The sequence below is a fragment of the Sphingomonas yunnanensis genome (genome assembly GCF_019898765.1).
GTDB classification, from domain to species: domain Bacteria; phylum Pseudomonadota; class Alphaproteobacteria; order Sphingomonadales; family Sphingomonadaceae; genus Sphingomonas; species Sphingomonas yunnanensis.
On sequence record NZ_JAIOKB010000001.1, the window covers coordinates 771,033 to 796,163 of the forward strand.

A 25,131-nucleotide genomic window follows, 5' to 3' on the forward strand; every position below is an offset into this window, starting at 1 on the left:
GGATCGCCTATGAGACGGCTCGCCGGGCTGGGCGCGGTGGGTACTGCGCTGCTCGCTCTCAGCTATGTCGCGCTCACTCGCGCTCCCGCCTCCCCGCCGCCGAGCGATGGGGTGCGCGTGGTCGGCGCCGCCGGGCCGGTGGGCACCGCCCGGCTGGTCGCGCCGCCCGCCTCCGCTCCCACGCTGCCGACCCGGCCCGCCGCCGCCACGGACGAGACCGGCGCGTCGCCACGCGACCGTGCCGCGCTCGCCGACCTTCTCGCCGGGCAGGCGCGAGATCCGGCCTGGGCACCAGGCGCGGAGGCGGAGCTGCGCTCGCGCCTCGGGCCGGGCGGCAGCGCCACCTGCGCGGCGTTCCTGTGCCGGGTGGAGACCCTCGCGCCGGATCGCACGGGGGCGCGTACCCCCGACGAACAGGCCATGGCGATCACGCGCGATTGGCCGGCGCGGCTCTCCTACAATCCTGCCACCGCGTCGGTCCGCGCGGATACGGCCTCACCGCGCCTGATCTTCTACGTGACCCGGGCGAGCGACGAAAAGGGTTCCCCCCTGCCCGGTTGAGAGGCGGCGCTAGACCGTCCCGGCGACGAAGCCGATCATGACGGAACGAGCCGGTCGTCGCGAGCGTGCCGGCGCGATCCTCACGATGGGTGCTGCCGGCGCCGGCCTCCGATACCTGATCGTGTGACGCGGCGATGCCGCCGGACACCTTCGCTCCTCGCGAGTGGCGGGTCTGGCCGGTAACCGCCGACCACCATGCACCATAAGCGTCCTCCCGGACGAGCCGCAGGAGAGAGCGACCGCCGCCGACTCGATCATCACGCATCTTCTGGATCGACGTGGACTCGGCAGTCGGGCCGGATGGTCGCACGGTCAGCAGGCGTCGAGGCTCGATAGTTGCCCTATATTACTTTCAGCGGCGCTGAAATCGGAGACGGTATCCGAAAAGGTGCTTAACACAACATAAATTAGGATCTTAGAAAGCGTTCAGGGTGATAACAATCGTCGTCACCTGGGCATCCTGCCGAAGCAAGATGCACGCCGGGTCAGCTGAATTACACGAGCGCTCAGTCCGAGGCACCTGTCGATGTCACCGTTACCGATAATGATAGGCCGGGACGCTTCTATCTCCGACATCGCCGCGATCCTCGACGTTCTCACAACTGCCATCGCGGAGCATGCCGCCGTGACGATCGACCTCGCCGCCGTGACAAGTGCCGATCTGAGTCTTCTTCAATTACTTGAGTCAGCCCGCCGAGAGGCGGCGCGCGGCGGTCGCTTACTCTCGCTTGCCACGTCCGCTGCGCCCGCGATCGCGGCGTTGCTAGATCGGGCGGGCTTCATGACCGCGGCGACACCTGCCGACATCGAATTCTGGTCTCATGGAGCATTACCGCGATGAGCGCGTCCATTCTCACCGTCGACGATAGCGCCAGCCTGCGCATGGCGATCCGTATCGCACTGACCGGCGCGGGCTATGCGGTGACCGAGGCATGCGACGGCGCGGACGGGCTGGCCATGGCGGAGGCGTCGCGCTTCGACCTGATCGTCACCGATCTCAACATGCCCAACATGGACGGGCTGAGCATGATCCGCGCGCTGCGCGCGCAGCCCGCGCAGGCGGGCGTGCCGATCATCTTCCTCAGCACCGAATCCGACGCCGACGTGAAGGCGCAGGCCAAGGCAGCCGGCGCCACCGGCTGGCTGGTCAAGCCGTTCAATCCCGATCAGCTCGTCAAGGTGGCGCGCAAGGTCCTGGGCCGGTGAGCGAGGATCCGGCATCGGTCTTTCGCGTCGAGGCGGCCGACCTGCTCGACCAGGTCGAGCAGGGTCTGCTCGACCTCGGCGATCGACTGGACGACATGGCGCTCGTCGACGCGGTGTTCCGCGGGCTGCACACGCTCAAGGGCTCGGGCGCGATGTTCGGCTTCGACGCGCTCGCCGCCTTCACCCACCACTGCGAGAGCGCGTTCGACCGCGTGCGCAAGGGCGACGTCCCCGCGACCGCCGAACTCGTCGCGGTGATCCTGTCGGCGCGCGACCATATGCGCGCGCTGGTCGACGGCACCGCCCCGAGCGCGGACGGCGAGGCGATCCTGCAGCGGCTCGCCGGGGCACTGGCCAGCGCCACTCGCGACGGGATCTCGCCCGCAGCGACCGCGCCGGCCTCGGCGCTGGCGGGATGGCAGCTGTTCCTTCGCCTACCCGTCGATGCCATGCGCAACGGCACCAATCCGCTGACTCTGCTCGACGAGCTGCGCGCGCTCGGCGACTGCACGGTGATCGCGCGTGCCGACGGCGTGCCGCCGCTCAGCGAACTCGACCCGCTCGACTGCCATATCAGCTGGGACGTCACGCTGCGCGGCGATATCAGCCGCGAGGCGATCGAGGACGTCTTCCTCTTCGTCATGGACGACATGGAACTGCGGCTCGATCCGATCGCCGCGGCGGACTCGCCGCTCGTCCAGCCCGTCTCGTCGCCGCCCGCGGCCGCGACCGACGCCGCGGTCGCGGATCAGGGCCTCGCCGAGGCGCCGCCGGCCGCGCGCGCCGTCGGGGAGAGCGTCCGCGTCCCCGCCGAGCGGCTCGACGTCCTCATGGACCGGGTCGGCGAGCTCGTCATCGCGCAGAGTCGCCTGTCACAGCTGGCGCATCAGGACGGCGGCGTCGCGCTGCGCTCCGTGGCGGAGGAGGTCGAACGGCTCTCGGGCGAGCTGCGCGACACGATGATGGGGCTCCGCATGGTCCCGGTGGCGAGTCTGTTCGGCCGCTTCCGCCGCCTCGTCCACGATCTCGCACGCGACACCGGCAAGGCGATCGACCTGGTCACAGAGGGCGAGTCGACCGAGATCGACAAGTCTGTGATCGAGCGGCTGTTCGACCCGCTTGTCCACATCATTCGCAACAGCTGCGACCATGGACTGGAGGGCGCCGCGGACCGCCGTGCCGCCGGCAAGAACGAGACGGGGATGGTTCGTCTCTCGGCGCACCAGGCCGGCGGCCAGGTCGTGATCACGATCCGCGACGACGGCCGCGGCATCGACCGCGCGCGCGTCCGCGCCAAGGCGGAGGCCAACGGCCTGGTTCAGCCGGGGCAGGTGCTGAGCGACGCCGAATTGCTCGCGCTGATCTTCGCGCCGGGCTTCTCCACCGCGGCGCAGGTCACCAATCTCTCGGGGCGCGGCGTCGGCATGGACGTGGTCAAGCGCACGATCGAGACGCTGCGCGGGACGATCGACGTCGCCTCGGTCGACGGCGAGGGTTCGGAGATCACGCTGCGCATCCCGCTGACACTGGCGATCATCGATGGGCTGCTCGTCCGCGTCGGCGACAGTCGCTACGTCCTGCCGCTCGCCGCGATCGAGGAGTGCGTGGAACTCAGTCCGGAGCAGGACCGCCAATCCGAGGGCCGCAGCCTGATCACGCTGCGCGACCGACTGGTGCCGTTCCTGCGGCTGCGGGAGCTGTTCGCGACCGGCACGCGGCCCGATCCCTTTCAGAAGATCGTCGTCGTCTCCATCGGCACCGAGCGCGTCGGCCTCGTCGTCGACCAGATCATCGGCAATCACCAGACCGTCATCAAGTCGATGTCGATGCTGCACCGCGATATCGGCTCCTTCTCTGGCGCGACGATCCTCGGCGACGGCAACGTCGCGCTCATCCTCGACATCGGCGATCTCGTCGATGCCGCTCGGCCACGGGAGGAGCGGCTGCGCGCCGCCGGATAGATCATGACCGACTCCGCTTCTCTAACCGGGAATGTTGCCGGCGACCTCGAGGTCCTGTCGTTCGGGCTCGGCGGCGAGACTCTCGCCATCCCCGCCGCGATGGTGCAGGAGATCATCGACCTGCTGCCCGAGACGGCGGTGCCGGGCGCCGACCCGCTGGTCGGCCACGTCATCAATTACCGCGGCCGCGTCATCCCGCTCGCCGATCTGCGCACCGCCTTCGGCATGGCGCCCGCACCGCCGACGCGCGACAGCCGCATCATCGTCATCGAGCAGGCGCTCGGCGACGATGCCACCGAGCTGATCGGGCTGCGCGCCGACACGGTCAACGAGGTCACGATCCTGTCCGCCGCCAGCCGCGAGCCGCCTCCGGTGATCGGCCTGCGCTGGCGCCGCGAGCACGTCAGCGGCCTGGTCCAGCATCGCGATCAGATCGTCGTGCTGCCCGATCTCGCGGCGATCTTCGCCCCGCTCCGCTGAGCGTCTACCGCCACTGTCATCACGTCCCGAAGGGGGGCTGCCATGAACGCGTTTACCAACCTGTCGATACCCAAGAAGCTGATCATCTGCTTCTCGATCCTGCTGATCTGCGCGATCGGCGCCAACACCATCATCTATAGCAGGGCGCAGGGCCTCAAGGCCGCGACCGCGATGAACGTGCACACCTTCGCGGTGCTCGACGCGGCCAGCGGCATCAAGGAGAATGCCGTCAATCAGGAGACCGGCTACCGCGGCTTCCTGTTGTCCGGCGACGGCAAGTTCCTCGATCCCTATCGCAAGGGCGCGAGCGACTTCGCCACCGCGTGGGAGACGGCGCGCCGGCTCACCGCCGACAATCCCGCGCAGCAGGAGCGGCTGCAGAAGATCAAGGCGTCGATGGACGAGTGGCGCGGCCGGGTGGCCGAGCGGGCGATCGGCCTGATGGCCGATCCGCGCACCGTCGCGGCGGCGCGGCAGATCGAGACCAGCGGCGCGGGCAAGGAGCTGTTCGACGCGTTGCGGGCGCAGATCCTCGCGGTGACCGACGAGGAGAACCGGCTGATGACGCAGCGCCAGGCGGCGCAGGCGGAAGCGTTCGCGACGATCGACCAGGCGATCTTCATCGGCATGGGCCTGGTGGTGCTCGTCGTCCTCGCCGTCGGCTTCGGCATGACCGCCACGATCGCGCGGCCGATCGACCGTGTCGCCGAGCTGCTCGCCAGACTCGCCACGCCGCTGGTCACCGAGCGCAAGGACGAGGTCGGGCGCATGATGGGCAGCGCGCAGGCGGTGGAGGCGGCGTTCCAGGACGTCTCGACCGTCGTGTCAGCGGTCTCGATCGGTGACCTGAGCAAGACGCTGGAGCGCGACTACGGCGGGCTGAGCAGCGACGTCGGCCGCGTGCTGACGGTGATGATGCGCAACCTCAACGCGATGGCGGCATTGGCCGACACGATCGCGAAGGGCGACCTCACCGTCGAGCACGCGCCGCTTTCGGACAAGGACAAGCTCGGCCAGGCCCAGCTCGCGATGGTGACTCGCCTGCGCGCCGTGGTCGGCGACGCCACCGCCGCGGCGGCGAGCGTCTCCTCGGGCAGCCAGCAATTGTCGTCGGCGGCCGATCAGGTCAGCCAGGGCGCGACCGAGCAGGCCGCCGCGGCCGAGGAAGCCTCCGCCTCGATGGAGCAGATGGCCGCCAACATCAAACAGAACGCCGACAATGCCGCGCAGACCGAGAAGATCGCGCGCCAGTCGTCGACCGAGGCCGAGCGCAGCGGTGCCGCCGTGCTGAAGGCGGTCGCGGCGATGCGCACGATCGCCGAGAAGATCGGCATCGTCCAGGAGATCGCGCGCCAGACCGACCTGCTCGCGCTCAACGCGGCGGTCGAGGCGGCGCGCGCCGGTGATCATGGCAAGGGCTTCGCGGTGGTCGCCGCCGAGGTCCGCAAGCTCGCCGAGCGCAGCCAGGCCGCGGCGCTGGAGATCAGCGGCATGTCGTCCGATACCGTCGGTGCCGCGACCGAGGCGGGCGACATGCTCACGCGGCTGGTGCCCGACATCCGCCGCACCGCCGAGCTGGTCGCCGAGATCAGCGCGGCCTGCCGCGAACAGGATATCGGCGCCGCGCAGATCAACCAGGCGATCCAGCAGCTCGACGAAGTGACGCAGCAGAATGCGTCGGCCTCCGAGCAGATCTCCTCGACGTCCGAGTCGCTCGCGCAGCAGGCCGAGGAATTGCAGCAGAGCATGGGCTTCTTCCGCATCGACGACGAGCGGGCCGTCGCACCGACGCGCCGGTCGACGGGTACCGCGGCCGCGCACCGCCCGAAGCCGGCCGTGTCGGCCAGGCCGTCGCGACCCAAGCCCGGGTCGGTGCAGGACCAGAAGGCGCGGGTCCGCGGCTTCGCGCTCGACCTCACCAGCGGCGGTCCAGATGCCGAGGACGTCGAGTTCGGCCGCGTGGCATGAGCGGCGCGGGTGCGACGCTTTCCGGCCCGCTGCAGACGATCGTCTTCGGCATCGCCGACGAGCTTTTCGCGCTGCCGGTCGGGGTCGTCCGCGAGATCCTCGACCATCGCCCCGGCTTTCGCATCCCCGCCGCGCCGGACTGGCTGATCGGCCTGTGCGACGTGCGCGGCGAGTCGGTGCCGATGGTCGATTTCCGCCGCTGCCTCGGGCTCGACCCGGTCGGCCCGACGCCGGCGACGCGCGTCATCGTGGTCGAGGCGGAGACCGGCGCGACGCGGCCGCTCGCGATCGGACTGATCGTCGATCGGGTCGCCGACGTCTGCGGCTGGTCGCGCGCGGCGGTCGAGCCGGTGCCGGATACCGGCACGGCGTGGCGATCGTGCCACGTCGTCGGGGTGCTGCGCCGCGACGCGGGGTTGGTCGGCCTGCTCGATCTCGCCGGCATCCTCGCCGGGATGGAGCAGGCGCTCGACGCGCGCGTGCCGCGGCGCGCCGATCTCGCCGCCTGACGACGATCCGCGACGCGCCCGCATCGGCGCGGCACCAAGCATAGGAGAGAGCATCGACGATGGCGCTGTCCGCCACGACCAGCCCCGGGCCGATCCGCCGAACGTGCGGGAACGGGCCTTATCCGCTCGAGCTCGAGGCGGAAGAACGGCTGAGCGCGGGCGACTTCGCGCGCATCGCCGCCTATGTGACCCAGGTGTCGGGGATCAAGATGCCGTCGACCAAGGCGGTGATGCTCGCCGGGCGGCTGCGTCGCCGGGTGCGCGCGACCGGGCATGATCGTCTCGCCGCTTACTGCGACTGGCTGTTCGATGACGGCAACCTGGCGGGCGAGGCCGAACATCTGATCAACGCGGTGACGACCAACAAGACCGACTTCTTCCGCGAGGCCGCGCATTTCACCTACCTGACCGACACGATCCTGCCCGCGCTGGTCGAGACCGGACAGCGCCGCCTGCGCGCCTGGAGTGCCGCCTGCTCGAGCGGCGCCGAGCCCTACACGCTGGCGATGCTGCTCGACGCCTTCGCGCGCGATCGCGGCGGACCCGAGTACGAGCTGCTCGCCACCGACCTCGACACCGAGATGCTCGAGGTGGCGCGACGCGGCGTGTTCCCGGCGGCGGCGATCGATCCGGTGCCCGCCATGTTGCAGCAGCGCTACGTCATGCGCGCCGCCGCGGCGGGACGCGCGGAGGTGCGGATGGCGCCCGCGCTCCGCGCGGCGATCGGCTTCGCGCGACTCAACCTGATGGACGAGCGCTACCACGTGGGTGCGCCGATGGATCTCATCTTCTGCCGCAACGTGCTGATCTACTTCGATCGGCCGACGCAGGAGCGGGTCGTGCGGCGGTTGATCGCGTGCCTGCGGCCGGGCGGTCACCTGTTTCTCGGCCATTCCGAGTCGATCGCCGGGCTCGACCTGCCCGTCACCGCGGTCGCCACCACCGTGTTCCGGCGCGACTGACATGCCGATCAAGCCCGTGCGCGTGCTCATCATCGACGACAGCGCCAGCGTGCGCCAGGCGATGACCGCGATCCTCTCCGCCGATCCGCAGATCGAGGTGATCGCCGCCGCCGCCGACCCGTTCGCGGCGGCGCGCTACATCCAGGCCGAGGTGCCCGACGTCATCACCCTGGACGTCGAGATGCCGCGCATGGACGGTATCACCTTCCTGCGGCGGATGATGGCGCAATGCCCGACGCCCGTGGTCATGTGCTCGTCGCTGGTCGAGGACGGATCGGAGACGCTGCTCCAGGCGCTCGAGGCGGGCGCGGTCGACGTCATCCTCAAACCGCGCGTCGGCGTCGCCGACCATCTCGCCGAGGCGCATCGGCACATCTGCGAGACGGTGAAGGGCGCGGCACAGGCACGGCTCGGGCGCCGCCCCAACCGCGCCGCCCCGCCGCAGCGGCGGCTCACCGCGGACGCCGTGCTGCCGCCGCCCAGCGGCCGCGCGATGAGCCGCACGACCGAGATGGTGATCTGTATCGGCGCCTCCACCGGCGGCACCGAGGCGCTGCGCGAGGTATTGACCGCGCTGCCCGCCGACTCGCCCGGCATCGTCGTGGTCCAGCATATGCCCGAGCGCTTCACCAGAAGCCTCGCCAAGCGGCTCGACGGCCTGTGCGCAGTCGACGTCAAGGAAGCGGAGGACGGCGACACGGTGATGCGCGGCCGCGTCCTGATCGCTCCCGGCGGGCTGCGCCACACGCTGCTGGAACGGCAGGGAGCGCGCTACGTCGTCGCGGTGCGTGACGGACCTTTGGTCTCGCGCCACCGTCCCTCGGTCGACGTGCTGTTCCGATCGGCGGCGCGCCATGCCGGCGCCAATGCGTTGGGCGTGATCATGACCGGCATGGGCGACGACGGCGCGCGCGGTTTGCTCGAGATGAAGCAGGCCGGCGCGCGCACGATCGCGCAGGACGAGGCGACCTCGATCGTCTTCGGCATGCCCAAGGAAGCGATCGCGCGCGGCGCCGCCGATCACGTCGTCGCGCTCGGCGCGATCCCCCAGGAAATGGTCGCCGCTGCGGCACGATAAGGACAAGGCGCCGATGCTGTACGAGATGATCGACACCGCCGGGATCGAGCCGGTGGAATGCCCGATCCGCCGGGACTTGGCGCGGCTCGCGGCCGAGCTCGACACGCGCTTCCTGCGCGCGGGCACGGTCCTTGCCGACGCGATCGCGTTGGTCGACCGGATCATCGCCGGGCTCGACACGGTGGTGGAGGCGCTCGGTGAGGAACGCGCCGGCGCCGCGGCACGCGACCTCGCCGCGATCGCGGCGCGCATCACGGCGCTGCCGACCGAGCTGGGCGAGCGATCGACCGAAGTACGAACGATCGCGGCGATCGCGGCCGTGCTGCGTCAGCAGGTACTCGACATGCACCGCTCGCTGCGCGTGCTCGGCATCTACGGCATGAACATCAAGATCGCCGCCTCGGGCGAGGCCCAGTTCGTCGGCTTCGTCGACGGCATGAACGGCAAGCTCGCCTCGGGCGAGGCGCTGCTCTCGGGGTTGATCGCCACGCTCAAGGAGCTGGAGGCCGGTCTGTCGCGCGTCCAGCAGGTCGACCGGCTGCTCGCGGCCGAGTGCGCGAAGGCAGTGCCCGCGGTGCCGGAGCGATTGGCGGCGGACGCGGCGCGGCTCGATGACCATCTGCGCGGTGTCGCGTCACTGGCGCACCGCGTCGCCGCCATCGCGCGCAGCATCCAGGCGAAAGTCGGCGTCGTGCTCGGCGCGCTGCAGGTCGGCGACAGCACGCGGCAGCGACTCGAGCACGTCGTCTCGTCGCTGCACATCGTCGAGTCGCACGGCTGCGGCGCCGGCGCCGCGGCGTATGTCGACCGGCTGCTCGCGGCGCAGCTCGACGCCATCGTCGCGAGCTTCGAGCGGGAGACACGCGCGCTGGTCGGCTCGCTCGTCGCCCTCGTGCCCGACGCGCATGCGCTGCTCGAGCTGATCGGCGAACAGGCCGGCGATGATGGTCGCGGCTTCCTGTCGCGCCTCGACGACAGCGTCTCCGAGATGGACCGGATCATCTTCCAGCTCCAATCCGCGCAGCATCAGGCGCAGCGTATGACGACCCTGGTCGCCACGACCGTCTCCGATCTGACGCACCGGGTCGGGTCGCTGCGAAGGATCCGCACCGACGTGCAGGATATCGCGACCAACACGCGCCTGCTCTGCCGGCGCCACGGCGCGGTCGGTCGCGCCGTCGCGGTCGTCGCGCAGGAGGTCGACGCCTATGCACGCGACCTCGGCACCACGACGGATCAGGTCGCGCGGACGATCGGGCGGCTCGCCGATGCCGAGGGGACGCTCTCGCTCCGCGGAGCGGGAACGTGCGACATCGGCGAGATGCTGGGCGGCGCGCTCGGCGTCATCCGCCAGGCGTGCCATCGCACGGAGCAGGTCGTCCGCGCCGGCGGTGACGAGGCGGCGCGCCTGGTCGAGGTCGTGCGCACCACGGCCTCGGAGCTCGCCGCCGAACTGGCCTTGTCCGACACGATGGCGGCGCTCGCGGCGGCGCTGACCGCCCGGGCGGGCGAGGACGCGGCGCTGACCGCGGCGGATGAGTCATCGTTGCGGGAGGTACTGCCAGCGATCGCACGTCTCTACACGATGGCGGGCGAGCGGCAGATCCACGCGTCCTACCAGCTGCCCGGGATGGACGCGGTGCTGGCCGCGCCCGTCGCCGATGACGAGGACGACGGTCTTTTCTGAGCGTTGCCCGGGAGCGGTATCGCGCTCGCCGTACAGCTTTCGCGGGCGGAGCGGTCGCGAGGACGCGCGCTGACAACCGTCTTTCCACGCCATCGAGTCCCCCCTCGCTGCCGGCCCGATCGGGCGCGGTGCGGGCGACGCCGCGATCAGCCCGGCTCATCCCGATGCGCCAACGGCGACCCAAGGTGCCGATGGTGTCGCGTCGCGCTCGGGCCGATACTCTCCGCGTCTGCCGGAGATCAGCGATGCGCCTGTCCTTCGTCGCCGCGACCGTCATCGCTGGCCCCCTCTCCCTCGCCGCCGCGGTCGCACCCGCGATCCCGCGCGACGCGGAGGCGGCGCTCGCTCGGCTCGACCGGGCGCAGAAGGACATGGTCGCGCGCGCCGACGTCGCGCGGGTGGCGGCGCTGTCCGCACCCGAGCTGACGATCAACGCCCCGACCGGGCGTGTCCTCTCGCGCGAGGAGTTCCTCGCGATGATGCGCGACGGCCGGATCGGCGCGGAGGCGTTCGAGCGAGCGCGTGAGCGTCGGCGGCGAGCGAGCTGGGGCGGACCTACGGCACCGTCCCGCTACGACGACACTACACCAACGTCTACCAGCGGGTCCGTGGTCGTTGGTACTGGCTCGCGCGCCACGCCAGCGTCGTCGCGGCGCGGCCCGGGGGGCGCTCCCCGGTGAGCCGGACTGTGCCGGGCGCGCCGCGGTGACGAGGCGCTACCCGACACGAGAACGGTCGTCAGGCCACCGCGGCGATGCGGCGCCGCCGGCCGAGCCGCAGCGCCGCGCCGATCAGGCCGAAGCCGAGGATCAGCATCGACCAGGTCGTCGGCTCCGGCACCGCGCTGGTCAGGCCGAAGCGCTGGTCCATGTCGCGGAAGCCCGCGGCCTGCACCGCGCCGGTGACGTGGACGCCGTCGAAGGAGAAGAAGCCCTGGCAGCCGCTCGCCTGCGCCCCCGCCGCGATGCAGCTGGTGTCGGCGCGCAGCGGCGGTAGCCCGAACTGGTCGGGGTGCTGCAGCACGCGCAGGTTGAACTCGCTGAGACTGTAGAAATACAGGTCGGTCCCGGCGCTGACGCTCAAGCCGCTCAGCGCGGTGCGCAGGTAGCCGTTGGCCTCGATGGTCAGTGGGTCGACGGCGTTGGGGAAATCGGTGAACAGGATGTTGCGCGCGCCGCGATCGTTGAGCGCCTTGATCCCGGCGACATATTGGTTGGCCGCCGCCTGGAGGTAGCTGCTCACGTCGGGATAGTCGCCGATCGCGCCCACCGGACCGAACACACCCTCGGCGCCGAACACGTCGTTACCGCCGAAGTTGAGGATGTAGAGGCCGTTGGGGTCGACCGGCTTGCCCGAGGCGGCGAAGGTGCTGAGCTGCGCGCCGAGATCGGGGATGGCGTCGCCGGTGTTGACCACGCGCGCGCCGCCGAAGGCGTAGTTGCTGCCGCCCGCGAGCGAGGGCTTGGTCGGCGTGCCGAAGAGCTTGAGCGAGATCAGATCGGGATAGTCGAAGCCGTCGGTGAAGCGGTTCTGGAAATAGCCCTGGCTCGGGTCGGGGCGGGTCCCGCCGTTGGCGATATAGAGGTTGCCGGCGTCGACCAGACTGTCGCCGAACACCGTCACCGACGTGAACTGCGCGGTGCTCCGGTCGGCGCTCGCCGGTTGCGCCGCGATCAGCCCCAGCGCGCCCAACGCCAGGGTCCATTCCCTCTTCATCTTCCGTCTCCCGCGTCGCCGACATGGCGCACCACGCGACGGACCGTGCCGCAGAAACGATGATCTGACCAGAGGTGGTTAACGCTATGTAAAGATTCTTTGCCGCCGCTCCGGGTCGGATCAGTGGCCGCTCGCGCCCGCCGCGCCGATCCCGGTCTCGGACCGGACCCGCTGGGCGAGATAGCCGGCACGGTCCACCGCCGCCCGGCCGCTATGATCGAGCCGCGAGACCAGCCAGATCGTCGCGAAGGCCGCGGGCATCGAGAAGAGCGCGGGCGAGCCGTACGGGAAGATCGCGGCGTCGTGACCCAGCACCGTCACCCAGATCGCGGGCGACAGGATCGTCAGCCCCAGCGCGAGCACCAGCCCCACCGCCCCGCCCGCGACCACGCCGCGCGTGGTGCAGCCGCGCCACAGCAAGGAGAGCAGCAGCACCGGGAAATTGGCCGAGGCCGCCATCGCGAAGGCCAGGCTCACCATGAAGGCGACGTTCTGCTTCTCGAACAGGATCCCGAGCGCGATCGCGACCAGCGCGAGCAGCACCACGGTCGCGCGCGAGACGCGTAGCTCCGCCGCGGGGTCGGCGCGCCCGCGGCGGAAAACGCTGGCGTAGAGGTCGTGGCTGACCGCCGACGCACCCGACAGCGTCAGCCCCGCGACGACCGCGAGGATGGTCGCGAACGCCACCGCCGAGACGAAGCCGAGGAACAGGTCGCCGCCGATCGCGTGCGCGAGGTGGACCGCCGCCATGTTGCCGCCGCCGCGCAGCGCGCCCGCGGAGTCGAGGTAGCGCGGGTCGGTGCCGACAAGCACGATCGCGCCGAAGCCGATCACGAAGGTCAGCAGGTAGAAATAGCCGATCCACCCCGTCGCCCACAGCACCGAGGTGCGCGCCGCGCGCGCGTCGGGCACCGTGAAGAAGCGCATGAGGATGTGTGGCAGCCCGGCGGTTCCGAACATCAGCGCGAGCCCGAGCGAGAGCGCCGAGACCGGGTCCTTGATGAAGCCTCCCGGCCCCATGATCGCGCGCCCGGCGGTGAGCGCCTCGGCTGGCGCGGCGCCCTTGGCCGCGGCGGCGGCGGCCTTGACCTGCACCGCACGCGCGAACAATGCCTCGGGTGAGCCGAACTGCCACAGCACCGCCGCCGCCATGAAGCTCGCCGCTCCGAGCAGCAGCACCGCCTTGACGATCTGCACCCAGGTGGTCGCGAGCATGCCGCCGAAGAGCACGTACAGCGTCATCATCACGCCGACGATCGCGACCGCATAGGGGTAACGCAGGCCGAACAGCAGGCGGATCAGCTGCCCTGCCCCGACCATCTGCGCGATCAGGTAGAACAGCACGACCAGCAGCGTCGACAGCGCCGCCAGCGTGCGCACCGGCGCCTGCGCGAAGCGGAAGGAGGCGACGTCGGCGAAGGTGAAGCGGCCCAGGTTGCGCAGCCGCTCGGCCATCAGAAACAGCACGATCGGCCAGCCGACGAGGAAGCCGATCGAGTAGATCAGCCCGTCATAACCGTCCGCGAAGATCTGCGCCGAGATGCCGAGGAACGACGCCGCCGACATGAAGTCGCCCGCGATCGCCAGACCGTTCTGGAAGCCGGTGATGCCCCCGCCGGCGGCGTAGAAATCGGCCGCGGTGCGTGTCCGCCGCGCCGCCCAGCGGGTGATCGCGAGCGTCAGCAGCACGAAGCAGCCGAACATCGCCAGCGCGGGCCAGCCCGGGCCGCCGCCCGTCGCGCTCATCGCCGCGCCTCGGCGACGATCGCGGCGACCTCGGCGTCGAACTCGCGGTTGGCGCGGTACACGTAGATGCCGGTCAGCGCGATCGCGAGCAGGATCACGCCGAGTCCGATCGGTATGCCCCACGAGGTCGCGCCGCCCGCGAGCGAGCGCGCGAGCAGCGGCTTGTCGAACGCCACCAGCAGGACGTAGCCGAGATAACCGACCAGCATGAGCGCGGTCAGCGACAGCGCGAGCCGGCCGCGCCGCCGTACCAGACGCCGATAGCGCGGATGCTCTGCCAGAAGCTCGAGCGCGGCATCGCGCTGGTCCATCCCACCTCTCCCCCGTTTTCAGAGGATCATAGCGGCGGAATGCGTCGTGGCGAGCGCGATCATGCCGGGAACCTGTTCGCCGCCAGACCAGCGCGAGGGCGCTGTCACGAGGCCGGTCGCCCGCGCAGCGCCGCCTCCGCCCAGGTGGTGACCAGCGGCAGGTCGGTGGCGTGCCCGACCCGGCGAGTCACCAGCTCGATCACGCGCACGTCGCGCAGGTCCGCGCTCAGCCGATGCGCCGCCGCGCCGAAGCGCATCGCGCCCGACCGCGCGAGCAACCGGCCGTCGCCATAGATCAGGAACTCGGCGGCGTCGCGCGTGTCACGGGTCGAATCGTCGACCCCGACCAGCGCCTCGAACCGCGCGGCGCCGCGCGCGCGCACCTCGAGCCTCGAGTTCGCCAGCAGGCCGATACCGGTGTCATAGCTGCGACCCGCGACCTGCAGCGTCTGGTCGTACGGCGTGGCATCGGCCCGCGCGCCGCCCCAGCCGGCGTAGGCCGGGCGCTCGCCGGTGTCGCGCGTCCCGCTCCACTGTCCCATCATCCGGTGCACCACCGGGTCGGGCTCGGGCGCGACGACGCCGTCGACCGCGACGTTGACGTCGCCGGGCACCTCGGAGAGGTACAGGCCGTCGCGTAGCCGCCGCGTGCCGCTCACCTCGAAGACGCGGCTCTCGCGCGGCGCCAGCGTGAACCTCGTCTCGCCGGTGAAGGGCGCGAGCGTTCGACCGCTCCACAGGTCGCGCAGCGTGATCGGCGAGTCGGGCGCGAGCTTGAGCTGCGCCGCGGTGAGGTCCATCTCCGCCGGAGCCATCCCGCGGTTGAGCAGCACGACTGCCTTGTGGCCGTTGCTCAGCGTCTTCACGATCGTCTGCACGTCGTCCGAGGCGTAGGCGATCACGCCCTGGTGGCCGCCCGGGTCCTGGTTGACTCGCACGATGTCGGCATTGCCCCAGATCTTCAACAGACTGTCGGGCGCGTGGCGCAGGTCATAGCCGATGAACAGAGGCGCGTTGATGATCGCCCATAGCGCGAAATGCGTGCGCGCCTCGGTGAGGTGCTGCGCGTCGAAATCGCCCTGGCCGATGAACAGCATGTCGGGATCGTTCCAGGCCCCCGGCTTGGCATAGAGCGCGCGCGTCGACGCGCTGTCGAAGGAGTGGAGCATGCGCGTCCAGTGCGGCGTGATGTCCTGGCTGGTGCGCCACATCTGGCCGACCTCCTTGCCCCAGCGGCGCACGTCGGCGCTGCCCCATGTGCACAGCGCGAGGATCGAGTCGCCGTCCGGCCGGTAGCGCGCGATCGCCGCGGCGACCGCGGCGTAGAGCGAGCGCACCTGCGCCACGTCGGTGCGGTTGATCGAGGCCTGGTCGATCAGCGGCGGGAAGGGGCGATAGCCATTCTGCACCACCACCGGCGCACCGGGCGCGTAGACGTTGATCCCGCAGGCGTCGACCTTCAGATAGTCGAACCCCCAGTCGCGGAAGTAGAGCGCCACGTCCTCGTCGACATGGCCGTACAGCCCGATCTCGCGCTCCGCCGCCGTCCCCTCGGGCAGGTTGGGCGAGTGCAGGTCATAGGCCTGCGAGCAGGCGTTGCGGCCGATGTCGCTGTACAGCCCCGCCTTGAGACCCATGGCGTGGAGCCGGTCGGTGAAGGGACGGAAGCTGCTGTCGCCCCCCGCGACCGCGGCGGAGGGGAAGATGCGCGTGCGGATCATCAGCCGCCCGTCGCTGGTACGGCGCTTGAGCCACCAGCCGTCGTCGACGTTGACGTAGCGATAGCCGAGCTTGGCCAGTCCGCTGTCGACCAGCTTCTGCGCCGCGCCGAGCACTTTCTCCTCGTCCACCTCGGTGCGGAAGGCGTTCCACGAGCTCCACCCCATCGGCGGGGTACGCGCCGCGGCGTGCTCGGGCGCCGACCAGCGCCCGGTCGGGGCGAGCGGGTCCGGCGCGGCCGCGGCTGGGCCGGCAAGCACGAGCGCGAGCGCGGCGAGAGACAGGATCGGCAGGCGCATCGGGCGGGACCTCGCTGTTCGCCACATCATAGATTGTCTCTCCGGCGCGAGAGAAGGCCGGGGAGGACAGCGGCTGGCTCCGCCGTGCTCCGGCGAACGCCGGAGCCTAGGGCCGGGGACGCCGGGGCCTTGGCACCGCGCTCCTACGTGCGCACGAGCGCCGCGACAGGTGGGGCATAGCACTGAGGCGCTACCGTTGCGCCAGATGCCGCGCGTACAGCGCCGCGCCGTAGCCGGGTGCGTGGAGCGGCTCGACCGCCGTGCAACCCGCCGCCTTCAGCCCCGTCGCGAAGGCGTAACGCACCGCGGACACGTTGGCGAGCACGCCGCCCGACCAGGACACCGCCACGCGCTCCGCCGGATCGAAGCCGAGCCGCACGCGCAACGCGGTCGCGAGCAGCACCAGCTCGGCGGCGGCGGCGGCCAGGATCGCGCGTGCGGCCTCGTCCCCCTCCTCGGCGGCGCGGGACACGATCGTGGCGAGCGCCGCGAGCTCGCCGCGCGCCATGCCGCGCGGCCCCATCACGCGCTCACACAGCGCGAGGTCATCGTCGAGTGCGAGCGCCTCGCGCAGCAGCCCGTGCAGCGGGCCGACCGCGGCGCGGCCGTCGCTCATCCGCGAGAAAGCGGCGAGGCCCTCTCGCGCGATCCAATAGGCCGAGCCCTCGTCGCCGAACACCTCGCCCCAGCCGCCCGCGCGCGCGCCGCGGCCGCCGCGCTCGCCATAGGCGATCGAGCCCGTGCCCGCGACGACGTTGATCCCGTCGGCGCACGCCAGCGACCCCGCCCAGCCGCACACCATGTCGTTGCCGCATCGGTATCGCGCGTGGCCGAGCAGGTCGCGCACCGCGGCGTCGAGCCGCGGGTCGACCGCGCTGTCCTCGCCATAAGCGGGCAGCCCGAGGAAGACGTGGGCGAGGTGCGCGGGCGCGGCGCCGATCTGGGTGCAGACCGAACTCACCCCCTCGGCGATGCGCCGCACCGCCTCCCCCTCACCGACCTCGAGATGGTAGGTCGTGCCCGTCACCGCGCGCGCGATCACCGCGCCCGCGGCGTCGATGCAGACGAACTCGGTCTTGGTCCCGCCGCCGTCGACGCCGAGGTAGAAGCCCGCGCTCATGCCTCGGCGTGGATCCGCACGCCCTGCACCACGCGGTTGACGGTGCCGCTCGCGTTGGGCTGGTCGGGCGTGAGCCCGAGCGCGAGCGAGACGTGCAGCGCGAACAACTGCGCCGGCACGATATAGGGGAAGAGCAGGTCGGCGTCGGGCGCGTTCTCCATCCCGGCGAGCGCGATCGTGGCGACCTCCTCCGCGCGCGCCGAGATCACCGCCACCTCGCCCGCCCGCGCGTCGGCACGCAGCTCGGCGACGATGTCGAGGTCGTAGCGGCGCGTCAGCGGGTCGTTGGCGACGAACACTACCGCCAGCGTGCGATCGGTGATGATCGTCTTGGGGCCGTGGCGGAAGCCGAGCGCGCTGTCGAAGGCGGTGACGACCGCGCCGTCGCTCAGCTCCATCAGCTTGAGCGCGGCCTCGCGCGCCAGCCCGGTGAACACGCCGCTGCCGAGATAGACGACACGGTCGAACCCGCGCGCCGCCAGCGCCGCGGCGACCGGCTCGGCGCGCGCCAGCATGTCCTCGACGCCCGCCGCGATCGCCTCGATCCGCGCGTCCAACGCGGCGATGCCGCCGAGCGCGGACAGTGCCGCGAGCGTCATCGCGGTGAAGCTCGACGTCATCGCGAAGCTGCGGTCGTGCGTCGCCTCGGGCAGCACGATCACGTGCGCGCGAGAACCGCCGCGCCGCGCCAGCTCGCCCTCGGCGTTGCACGTCACGATCAGATGGTGCGCCTCGACGACCCGCCGGTCGACCAGCTCGACCGCGGCGACGCTCTCGGGGCTGCTGCCCGAGCGGCCGAACGACACCAGCAGCGTCGGCGCGTCCGCGCGCAGATGCAGATCGGGCGCGCCGACGATGTCGGTCGTGGCGATCGCCTCGACCGAGCGGCCGAGCGTGCGCGACAGCCAGGGCGCGAGGCACTCGCCGATGAAGGCCGAGGTGCCCGCGCCGGTCAGCACGATGCGCAGGTCCGGGCGCGCGAGCAGCGGGGCGAGGAACGCCTCGATCTCGGTGCGCGCGTCATGCAGCAGCTGCTGGGTGGCGCGCAGCGTCGCGGGCTGTTGCGCGATCTCGCGGCGTGTCCAGGAGGTACCGCCGGGCTCCGCGGCGGGGGCGGCGATCAGCGTGTCAGTCATGGGGAAAGCAGGCTCCGTGATAGGCGTCGAGCGTGGCGCCGATCTGCGCCATCACCAGCTCGGCGGGGTCGAGGCCGGCGCGGCCGGCGCGCACCGCGGCATAGGCCGCGGGCAGATACTGGCTGAGCAGCGGCAGCGGCGGCGGGGTCTCGCGCAGGTTGGCGAACAGCCGTTCCTGCGCCGCCGCGATCGTCGCGTCGGGCCAATAATAGCGGATGCGGTCCGACAGGCTGTACTGCAGCTGCAGGTCGAGCGCCGCACCGGTGGCGTGATAATATCTCGCCCAGTTCTTCGGCTCGGCGCGCAGCCGGTCGAGCGTGACCGCGCGCAGGTTCGCGCGCGCACCCTCGGCGACCGTCTCGCGCTCGATCGCGTCGAGCGCCCATAGCGCCTCGCGCAGCGCGAAGGTGACGCCGGGGCCGACCTTGAGGATGGCGAAATGGTCCTCCACCAGCGCGGCGAGCGCCGCCGCGGTCTGGTAATCGGTCGAATGCGCCTCGTAGACGAGGTGCGGCACGGGCTCGATCGCGCGGCTCAGCGCCACCGCGCGCTCGGGGCGATAGTCGACCACCTTGTCATGGTCGAACTCGACCCCGGGCTGGACGACGGTGGCGATCACGCGCTCCCAGGCGTCGGCGAGCCCCGCGGCGCGGAACAGGTCGCGGTGCATGTCGACGGTGGCGATCGCCGCCGCAGGGTCGGTCACCGCCAGCTCGTCGAGGTCCTCGGCGGCGCCGCCGGGCACAGGCACCTCGGTGCCGATGATATAGACCGGGGCGGTCGCGGGGTCGCCGGCGAAAGCGTCCTCCGCGGCGCGGCACAGGCGCGCGGCGCGCTCCGCGATCGTCCGCTCGGGCAGCGGCACGGGGTCGTCGGCGCAGCTCATCGAACAGTCGAGGTGGATCTTGGCGAAACCGGCGCGGACGTAATCGGCGACCATCACCGCGGCCTTGTCCATCGCCTCGGCCGCGGGCAGCGCGGTCCAGGCGTTGGGGCCGAGATGGTCGCCGCCGAGCACCAGCCGCTCGAGCGGATAGGCGACGCGGCCGGCGATGCGCTCGACGAAGGCGCGGAAATCGGCCGGGACCATCCCGGTATAGCCGCCGTCCTGGTTCACCTGGTTGGAGGTCGCTTCCACCAACGCGAACGGCGCGCCGTGCGCCAGCGCGTGGCGCAGCGCGGCCTCGATCACCAGCGGGTGCGCCGAGCAGACCGAGGTGACGCCGACGCGTTCCCCCGCCTTATGCCGGTTCACCAGGTCGAGAAGTATCTGCACGTGCGTCTCCCTTTACGCGGCCGGCATAACGCCAGGCGCAGCAGAACACAAGAAAGCGAAACTTAGCGAAACTATATAGCGGCGGGTGCGGGCTCGCCTTCGGCGTCCGGATCGGCGGCGTCGGGCTCGATCGCGAGCAGCAGCGAGGCGGTGAGCGCGAGCACGATCCCGAGCGTCTTGAGCGGCCCCGGCACCACGTGAAGCACCGCGAGCGAGATCAGCGCGGTAGCCAGCGGCGCGCCGGCGTTGGCGAGCGGCGCGACGATGATCGCCTTGCCGTAGCGGAAGGCGAATACCAAGGTCAGCGCGCCGATCGCGTTGAGCAACTGGATCGCGGCGGCCAGCCCGGGCCCGTCGAGCCCCCAGTTGATCGGGCGCCCCCCGCCCGTTCCCCAATCGGTCATCGCCCAGGCCACCGGCGCGAGCGCGAGTCCGGATAGGGTCATGTAGACGAAGATGCTCTCGGCCGAGGTGACGTGGTTCGCCGCCTTCATGAAATAGGCCTGGACGCCCCAGCACAGCATCACCGCCACCGCGGGCAGCAGCCACGCCCCCGACGCCCCCGCCCCGCCCGCACCCGGTGCGAAGTCGAAGGTGGGCAGCGCCAGCAGCGCGAGCAGGATGCCGAAGGCGCCGAGTCTGCCGGTGCGCTCGCCCATCAGCAGGAACGACAGCGCGATCGTCACCACCGGCGACAGCGAGATGATCGGGAAGATCAGATAGGCGGGCCCGCGCGCCACCGCGTAGAACAGCAGCATCTGCCCGCCCGCGCCGAGCAGCCCGACCGCCAGCCCGTAGCCGATCGCGCGCCGCGAGCGGTCGAGCCGCCAGCCCGCCTGCTTCAGCACCACCAGAGCCGGCGGCACCATCGTCAGCGCCCAGACGACATAGACCAACGTCTCGGGGAAGCCGCGCTGCGGCGACAGGCCCGAGAAGGCGCCCCATACGCCCCACAGCACCACGGTGACGAGCGCGTTGACCAGCCAGCCGCGCCCCGCCGGCGCTCCCCCGCTCATGCCGCGCCCCGCGCGACCGGGGTGGCGCGCACCAGCAGAGCGCGCTCGAACGTCGCCGCGAGCGTCGGCTTCGCGCGCGAGGCGGTGCCGAGCGAGCGGCCGGTGAAGCCGTCGACGAGCGCGTAACTCCCCTCGCCCAGCCCGCGCAGCGCGATCGGGCCGGACCAGCGATCGGCGTAGAAAGCATAATGGAGCACGCCGTCCTTCTCGATCGCGTGCGCCTCGGGCTTGTCGAAGCCGATGTCGTACAGCCCGCCGAGATAGCGGCCCTTGGGCAGCATATGCTCGCGGTACAATGCGACCCATTTGCCCCACAGCGCTTCCTTGGCGGGGGTCAGCACGAAGCCGCCCGGCGGCAGTTTCTCCATCGGCTTGGACGTATCCCTCGGCCAGGTGAACTTGGTCGAGGGGATCGCGCCGATGCCATAGGCCGAGGCGAAATCGTCGCCGCCGTCGCTGAGCTCGACATGGTCGCCCGAATAGGGTGCGGACGGACCCATCAGCGCCTTGAAGGTCTTGCCCTTGAGCCGGATCTGCCAGGACGACAGCGGGTCGGAGGCGGGCGTGTTGTTGGTCGCGGGCAGGTTGTGGAAGGCGAAGCTGTCGCCGCACGGGCACAGTTCGAGCACGGCGTCGGGATTGGCGGCGACCGCCTCGTCGTGGATCGCCTTCCAGAAATCCTGCAGCTTCTCGCTCGATTCCTCGGGACGCGCGTGGTGATGCGCGGGATTGTAGCAGGGCGCGACGCCGTTGAGATGCTGGCCGTCGAGCTTGAGCCCGTCATAGCCCCAGTCGGTGATGATCCGGCGCACCAAAGTGCGGAAATAGTCGACCGTCGGCTGATACGCCGGGCAGAGCGTGAAGGCGTTCCAGAAGCTGACGTTCTGCGCCGAGCCGTCACGGTCGAGCAGCAGCATGTCGGGATGGTCGCGCAGCAGGTCGGTGCCGGGATCGACCGCGAGCGGCGCGAGCCACAGCCGCGGGCGCATGCCGTCCGCCTTGATGCGATCGGTGAAGGCGCGCATGTCGGCGTCGCCGCGCGGGAATTTGTCGGGGTTGAGCTTCCAGTCGCCCTCCGCGGTCTGCCAGCCGTCGTCGAGCACCGCCCATTCGAAGCCGAGCGCCTTGGCCTTGGGCAGCGTGCCGTAGACCTGGTCGAGCGTGAAGTCGCGCTCATAGCCCCAGGCGCACCAGATCGGCCCGTAGCTCGACTCGGGGATCGCGGGCGCCGCCACGCCGCGCTCGGCCATCAGCCGGCGATAGGCGTCGAGCGGGCGGAAATGGTCGCCGGTATGCGCCATCAGGAAGGCAGTCGGCAGCGTGAGGGTCGCGCCCGGCGCGAGCAGCGCGGGCTGGTCGCCGCTCAGCCCGATCCGGGTGGCGCCGGGCTGCGCCGCGACCGGCAGCGCGACCTGGCGCGGGCTGGTCTCGAGATGACCCACCGCGAGCCCGACGTCGCGCCGCCACACCACGGCCACGGGCGTGCCGCCGCCATAGTCAGAGGCGTTCATCCCCATGAAGTTGCGCTGCTCGAACCCGGGCGCGACCTTCTGCACCCAGTCGCGCCGGTCGGGATAGGACGCACCCGCGAAGGTCCAGGCGCCGTCCGCATGCGCGGCGAGATCGTGCGTCGCGACTCGCCAGCCGGCGACCGCGAGCGGCGCCGCGCCGGTGTTGCGGTAGCTCACCTCGTAGAGCGCGAGGCCGGGATAGGCGTCGAGGAAGGTCACCGCGATCTGCTGCTCGATCCGCCCGCCCGCGGTGGCGCGCAGCAGGTGGCGCCGCGCCTTGCCGTGCGCGCCCGCGACGGGCTCCTCGCGATGGTCGAGCAACAGGAAGCTGCCGAGCGGCGTCGCGCCGGCGAGGAACAGCGCCTCGGGCTGCGCGCGCGGCGTGATCGCCTGGCCGCGGTAGGAGACCATGGCGCGCATCGCCCGATCGTAGTCGATCGTCAGCGCGCCGTCGCTCAGCCGCACGCCCGCGGGTGCGGCCGCCCAGACCGCGCCGCCGAGATCGGGCAGCGCCACCGCCGCACCGCCGACGAGCAGGCGGCCGAGCAACGATCGGCGCGTGGCGGTGAACGGCATCGCTGACTCTCTCCTGTGCGGCTCGACGGCCAGTGAGAAAGAGCTTGCACCAACCTAGGGGGACGCGCAAACGAAAATCGCAACATCAAGGCGCGTTTTCTTTCGTTACGCGCGAATGGGAGAGAGACGATGAGCCTGCTCGCAGCCCTGCTGATGGCGACCGCGACGACGTCCGCCGCGCATTATACCGAGGCCGATTTCGCGCGCGTGCCCAAGTTCGACTCGCATTTCCATGCCAATGTCGAGGATCCGCGGTTCCTCGCCTTGGCGAAGCGCGACCGGTTCCAGGTGCTGTCGATCAACGTCGACTATCCCGATTTCCCGGCGCTCGCGGATCAGGCGCGGATCGCGCGTGCGATGCGCGCCGCCGATCCGGCGGACTTCCGCCACGCCACCACCTTCTCGATGATGGGCTTCGGCACGCCGGGCTGGACCGAGCGGACGATCGCGCAGCTCGACCAGGCGTTCGCGCGCGGCGCGATCGCGGTGAAGGTGTGGAAGAACATCGGGATGGTCGCCAAGGACGCGAGCGGCAAGCGCGTCTTCCTCGACGATCCGCGGTTCGACGGCGTGATGGCGCACCTCGAGCAGCGCCACATCCCGCTGATCGCGCATCAGGCCGAGCCCAAGAATTGCTGGCTCCCGCTCGACCAGATGACGACCGACAACGACCGCGACTATTTCAAGGCGCACCCGGAATATTACATGTACCTCCACCCGGAGGAGCCGAGCTACGAGACGCTGATGGCGGCGCGCGACCGCTTCGTCGCGCGGCACCCGAGACTGGCGTTCGACGGTGCGCACATGGCCAGCCTGGAGTGGAGCGTCGACGAGCTGGCGCGCTTCTTCGACCGCTATCCCAACACCGTCGTCGACCTCGCCGCGCGCCTGTCCAACCTCCAGGTTCAGTCGAACGCTGACCTGGCCAAGGTGCGCGCCTTCTTCATCAAATACCAGGACCGCATCCTCTACGGCACCGACCTCACCGACAGCCCGCCCGATCCCGCCGCGCGCGCGCAGAACCCGCCCGCCACCGGCGACTTCCCCAAGGAGGCCGATCGCGTCTGGCGCGCCGACTGGCGCTATCTCGCGACGCCGCTGCCGCAGCGCGTCGAGGCGATCCGCGCCGACGCCAAGGGGCTCAACCTGCCGCGTGCGGTGATCGACAAGATCTACTGGGGCAACGCGCGGCGCTTCTTCCATCTGGCGGGATGAGGTGGCGGGGTAGAGGCACGAATGTTCCTGCCAGCCCGCCACCCCGGCGAAGCCAGCGCCCAGGTGAGAAGGCCCTAGTGAGCGCCGCCGCCTTCACCTGACTCCACCCCGGCGTCCACCGGGGTGGTTGGCATGGTGAACGATGGCGGCGCCTCTCACGCCACGTGCAGGCGGAACCCCAGCCGCTCGGCCGCGGCGGGCAGCCCCTCGGGGGCTTTGGCATCGGTGACGAGGTCGTCGATCTCGGCGATGTTGAGGATGCGATGGAGACAGACGCGGCCGAACTTCGACTGGTCGGTCACCGCGATCACCTGCCGCGCCGCGCGCACCATCTTGCGGTTGAGCATCGCCTCGGGCTCGTAATGCGTGGTGATGCCGCGCTCGAGATCGAAGCCGTCGACGCCGAGGAAGAGCTTGTCGACGTGCAGGTCGTCGAGCGCCGCCTCGGTCTGCGCGCCGTAGAAGGCGCGGTTGCGCCGGCGCAGCGCGCCGCCCAGCATCACCACGCGGATCCGCTCCTTGCGCGCCAGCGCGCACAGGATGTCGAGGTCGTTGGTGAGGACGGTGATCTCCTCGTCGTCGGGCAGATGGTGCGCGATCTGCAGCGTCGTCGTGCCCGAATCGAGCACCACCGACTCGCCCGGCCGCACCATCGCCGCCGCCATCGCGCCGATCCGCGCTTTCTCGTCGACGTGCGCCGCGCGTTTCGCTTCCACCGCGGGTTCGGCGATCACGTTCACCGCGTCGGCGACGATCGCGCCGCCGTAGGAGCGCTCGGCCACACCGCGTTTCGCGAGGAAGTGCAGGTCTTTGCGGATCGTCTGCATCGACACGCCGAAACGCTCGGCGAGCGGCGCTACCTGCACGCTGCCGCGCTCGCGCACCATCGCGCTGATCTGCTGCCGTCTGCCGCTGGTGTCCCGTACCGTGGACATCGCATCCTCCCGTTCACGTACCGGCTTACCAGCCGTGACCGGCGGCTACAATGCTCCCACTAGGTTTCGTTTCTTTTCTATTTGACAGTATTGCTACGCTCACGATAGCAAGTCGCAACGTTTCGCACCGGGTGCGGGGAAGA

General features: G+C 70.8%; 22 protein-coding genes. 12 read left to right on the top strand and 10 right to left on the bottom strand.

What is annotated here, in order from left to right; all coding sequences use genetic code 11:
- The first annotated feature begins 9 nt into the window (after nucleotides 1–9).
- From K7957_RS03720 to K7957_RS03770, 11 genes are all read left to right on the top strand, one after another.
- A complete protein-coding gene (locus K7957_RS03720) occupies nucleotides 10–561 on the top strand; it encodes a hypothetical protein (protein WP_223010600.1) in 552 nt (183 codons plus the stop codon).
- A 544-nt stretch (nucleotides 562–1,105) separates the two neighbouring features.
- Nucleotides 1,106–1,402 carry an STAS domain-containing protein gene (locus tag K7957_RS03725; RefSeq protein ID WP_223010601.1) on the top strand — a complete coding sequence of 99 codons (297 nt, stop codon included), beginning with the start codon at nucleotides 1,106–1,108 and terminating at the stop codon, nucleotides 1,400–1,402.
- Complete coding sequence (locus tag K7957_RS03730; RefSeq protein WP_223010602.1) at nucleotides 1,399–1,767, top strand: response regulator; 369 nt, start codon at nucleotides 1,399–1,401, stop codon at nucleotides 1,765–1,767. The genes K7957_RS03725 and K7957_RS03730 overlap by 4 nt, the downstream gene beginning before the upstream one ends.
- Nucleotides 1,764–3,728: a chemotaxis protein CheA gene (locus K7957_RS03735; RefSeq protein WP_223010603.1), complete on the top strand. Its 1,965-nt coding sequence runs from the start codon at nucleotides 1,764–1,766 to the stop codon at nucleotides 3,726–3,728. The genes K7957_RS03730 and K7957_RS03735 overlap by 4 nt, the downstream gene beginning before the upstream one ends.
- A 3-nt stretch (nucleotides 3,729–3,731) precedes the next feature.
- On the top strand, nucleotides 3,732–4,208 hold the full coding sequence (locus tag K7957_RS03740) for a chemotaxis protein CheW (protein WP_223010604.1): 477 nt from the start codon (nucleotides 3,732–3,734) through the stop codon (nucleotides 4,206–4,208).
- 42 nt (nucleotides 4,209–4,250) lie between these two features.
- Nucleotides 4,251–6,176: a methyl-accepting chemotaxis protein gene (locus K7957_RS03745; RefSeq protein WP_223010605.1), complete on the top strand. Its 1,926-nt coding sequence runs from the start codon at nucleotides 4,251–4,253 to the stop codon at nucleotides 6,174–6,176.
- Nucleotides 6,173–6,685 carry a chemotaxis protein CheW gene (locus tag K7957_RS03750; RefSeq protein ID WP_223010606.1) on the top strand — a complete coding sequence of 171 codons (513 nt, stop codon included), beginning with the start codon at nucleotides 6,173–6,175 and terminating at the stop codon, nucleotides 6,683–6,685. The genes K7957_RS03745 and K7957_RS03750 overlap by 4 nt, the downstream gene beginning before the upstream one ends.
- Nucleotides 6,686–6,834: 149 nt before the next feature.
- Nucleotides 6,835–7,647, top strand: a complete 813-nt coding sequence (locus K7957_RS03755; RefSeq protein WP_246616760.1) for a CheR family methyltransferase — start codon at nucleotides 6,835–6,837, stop codon at nucleotides 7,645–7,647.
- 1 nt (nucleotide 7,648) lies between these two features.
- Entirely contained in the window at nucleotides 7,649–8,725 is a 1,077-nt protein-coding gene (locus tag K7957_RS03760) for a protein-glutamate methylesterase/protein-glutamine glutaminase (RefSeq protein ID WP_246616628.1), read from the top strand.
- Between the two features lie 13 nt (nucleotides 8,726–8,738).
- Nucleotides 8,739–10,412 carry a hypothetical protein gene (locus K7957_RS03765; protein WP_223010608.1) on the top strand — a complete coding sequence of 558 codons (1,674 nt, stop codon included), beginning with the start codon at nucleotides 8,739–8,741 and terminating at the stop codon, nucleotides 10,410–10,412.
- 245 nt (nucleotides 10,413–10,657) lie between these two features.
- Nucleotides 10,658–11,092 carry a DUF4440 domain-containing protein gene (locus K7957_RS03770; protein ID WP_223010609.1) on the top strand — a complete coding sequence of 145 codons (435 nt, stop codon included), beginning with the start codon at nucleotides 10,658–10,660 and terminating at the stop codon, nucleotides 11,090–11,092.
- Nucleotides 11,093–11,150: 58 nt separating this feature from the next.
- Here the strand turns inward: K7957_RS03770 and K7957_RS03775 are convergent, their stop codons facing one another.
- The 9 genes from K7957_RS03775 to K7957_RS03815 all read right to left on the bottom strand — a co-directional run bounded on the left by K7957_RS03775 (nucleotide 11,151) and on the right by K7957_RS03815 (nucleotide 22,838).
- Nucleotides 11,151–12,128: a PEPxxWA-CTERM sorting domain-containing protein gene (locus tag K7957_RS03775; RefSeq protein WP_223010610.1), complete on the bottom strand. Its 978-nt coding sequence runs from the start codon at nucleotides 12,126–12,128 to the stop codon at nucleotides 11,151–11,153.
- A gap of 120 nt (nucleotides 12,129–12,248) precedes the next feature.
- Nucleotides 12,249–13,874: a cation acetate symporter gene (locus K7957_RS03780; RefSeq protein ID WP_223010611.1), complete on the bottom strand. Its 1,626-nt coding sequence runs from the start codon at nucleotides 13,872–13,874 to the stop codon at nucleotides 12,249–12,251.
- On the bottom strand, nucleotides 13,871–14,185 hold the full coding sequence (locus tag K7957_RS03785; protein ID WP_223010612.1) for a DUF485 domain-containing protein: 315 nt from the start codon (nucleotides 14,183–14,185) through the stop codon (nucleotides 13,871–13,873). The genes K7957_RS03780 and K7957_RS03785 overlap by 4 nt, the downstream gene beginning before the upstream one ends.
- Before the next feature lie 104 nt (nucleotides 14,186–14,289).
- On the bottom strand, nucleotides 14,290–16,203 hold the full coding sequence (locus K7957_RS03790) for an NPCBM/NEW2 domain-containing protein (protein ID WP_223010613.1): 1,914 nt from the start codon (nucleotides 16,201–16,203) through the stop codon (nucleotides 14,290–14,292).
- A 190-nt stretch (nucleotides 16,204–16,393) separates the two neighbouring features.
- A complete protein-coding gene (locus tag K7957_RS03795; protein WP_223010614.1) occupies nucleotides 16,394–17,323 on the bottom strand; it encodes an N-acetylglucosamine kinase in 930 nt (309 codons plus the stop codon).
- Nucleotides 17,320–18,459, bottom strand: a complete 1,140-nt coding sequence (locus tag K7957_RS03800; RefSeq protein ID WP_223010615.1) for an SIS domain-containing protein — start codon at nucleotides 18,457–18,459, stop codon at nucleotides 17,320–17,322. The genes K7957_RS03795 and K7957_RS03800 overlap by 4 nt, the downstream gene beginning before the upstream one ends.
- Entirely contained in the window at nucleotides 18,452–19,735 is a 1,284-nt protein-coding gene (locus K7957_RS03805) for a D-tagatose-bisphosphate aldolase, class II, non-catalytic subunit (protein WP_223010616.1), read from the bottom strand. The genes K7957_RS03800 and K7957_RS03805 overlap by 8 nt, the downstream gene beginning before the upstream one ends.
- A gap of 71 nt (nucleotides 19,736–19,806) precedes the next feature.
- Nucleotides 19,807–20,751 carry a DMT family transporter gene (locus K7957_RS03810; protein WP_223010617.1) on the bottom strand — a complete coding sequence of 315 codons (945 nt, stop codon included), beginning with the start codon at nucleotides 20,749–20,751 and terminating at the stop codon, nucleotides 19,807–19,809.
- Entirely contained in the window at nucleotides 20,748–22,838 is a 2,091-nt protein-coding gene (locus K7957_RS03815) for a glycoside hydrolase family 36 protein (RefSeq protein WP_223010618.1), read from the bottom strand. Before K7957_RS03815 ends, K7957_RS03810 begins: the two co-directional genes overlap by 4 nt.
- Nucleotides 22,839–22,967: 129 nt before the next feature.
- Here K7957_RS03815 and K7957_RS03820 point away from each other — a divergent pair, with 129 nt between their 5' ends.
- The gene (locus tag K7957_RS03820) at nucleotides 22,968–24,053 is read left to right on the top strand and encodes an amidohydrolase family protein (protein ID WP_223010619.1); all 1,086 of its coding nucleotides are present in this window, start codon (nucleotides 22,968–22,970) and stop codon (nucleotides 24,051–24,053) included.
- Nucleotides 24,054–24,208: 155 nt separating this feature from the next.
- Here the strand turns inward: K7957_RS03820 and agaR are convergent, their stop codons facing one another.
- Entirely contained in the window at nucleotides 24,209–24,988 is a 780-nt protein-coding gene (gene agaR / locus K7957_RS03825) for a transcriptional repressor AgaR (RefSeq protein ID WP_223010620.1), read from the bottom strand.
- Between the last annotated feature and the right edge of the window lie 143 nt (nucleotides 24,989–25,131).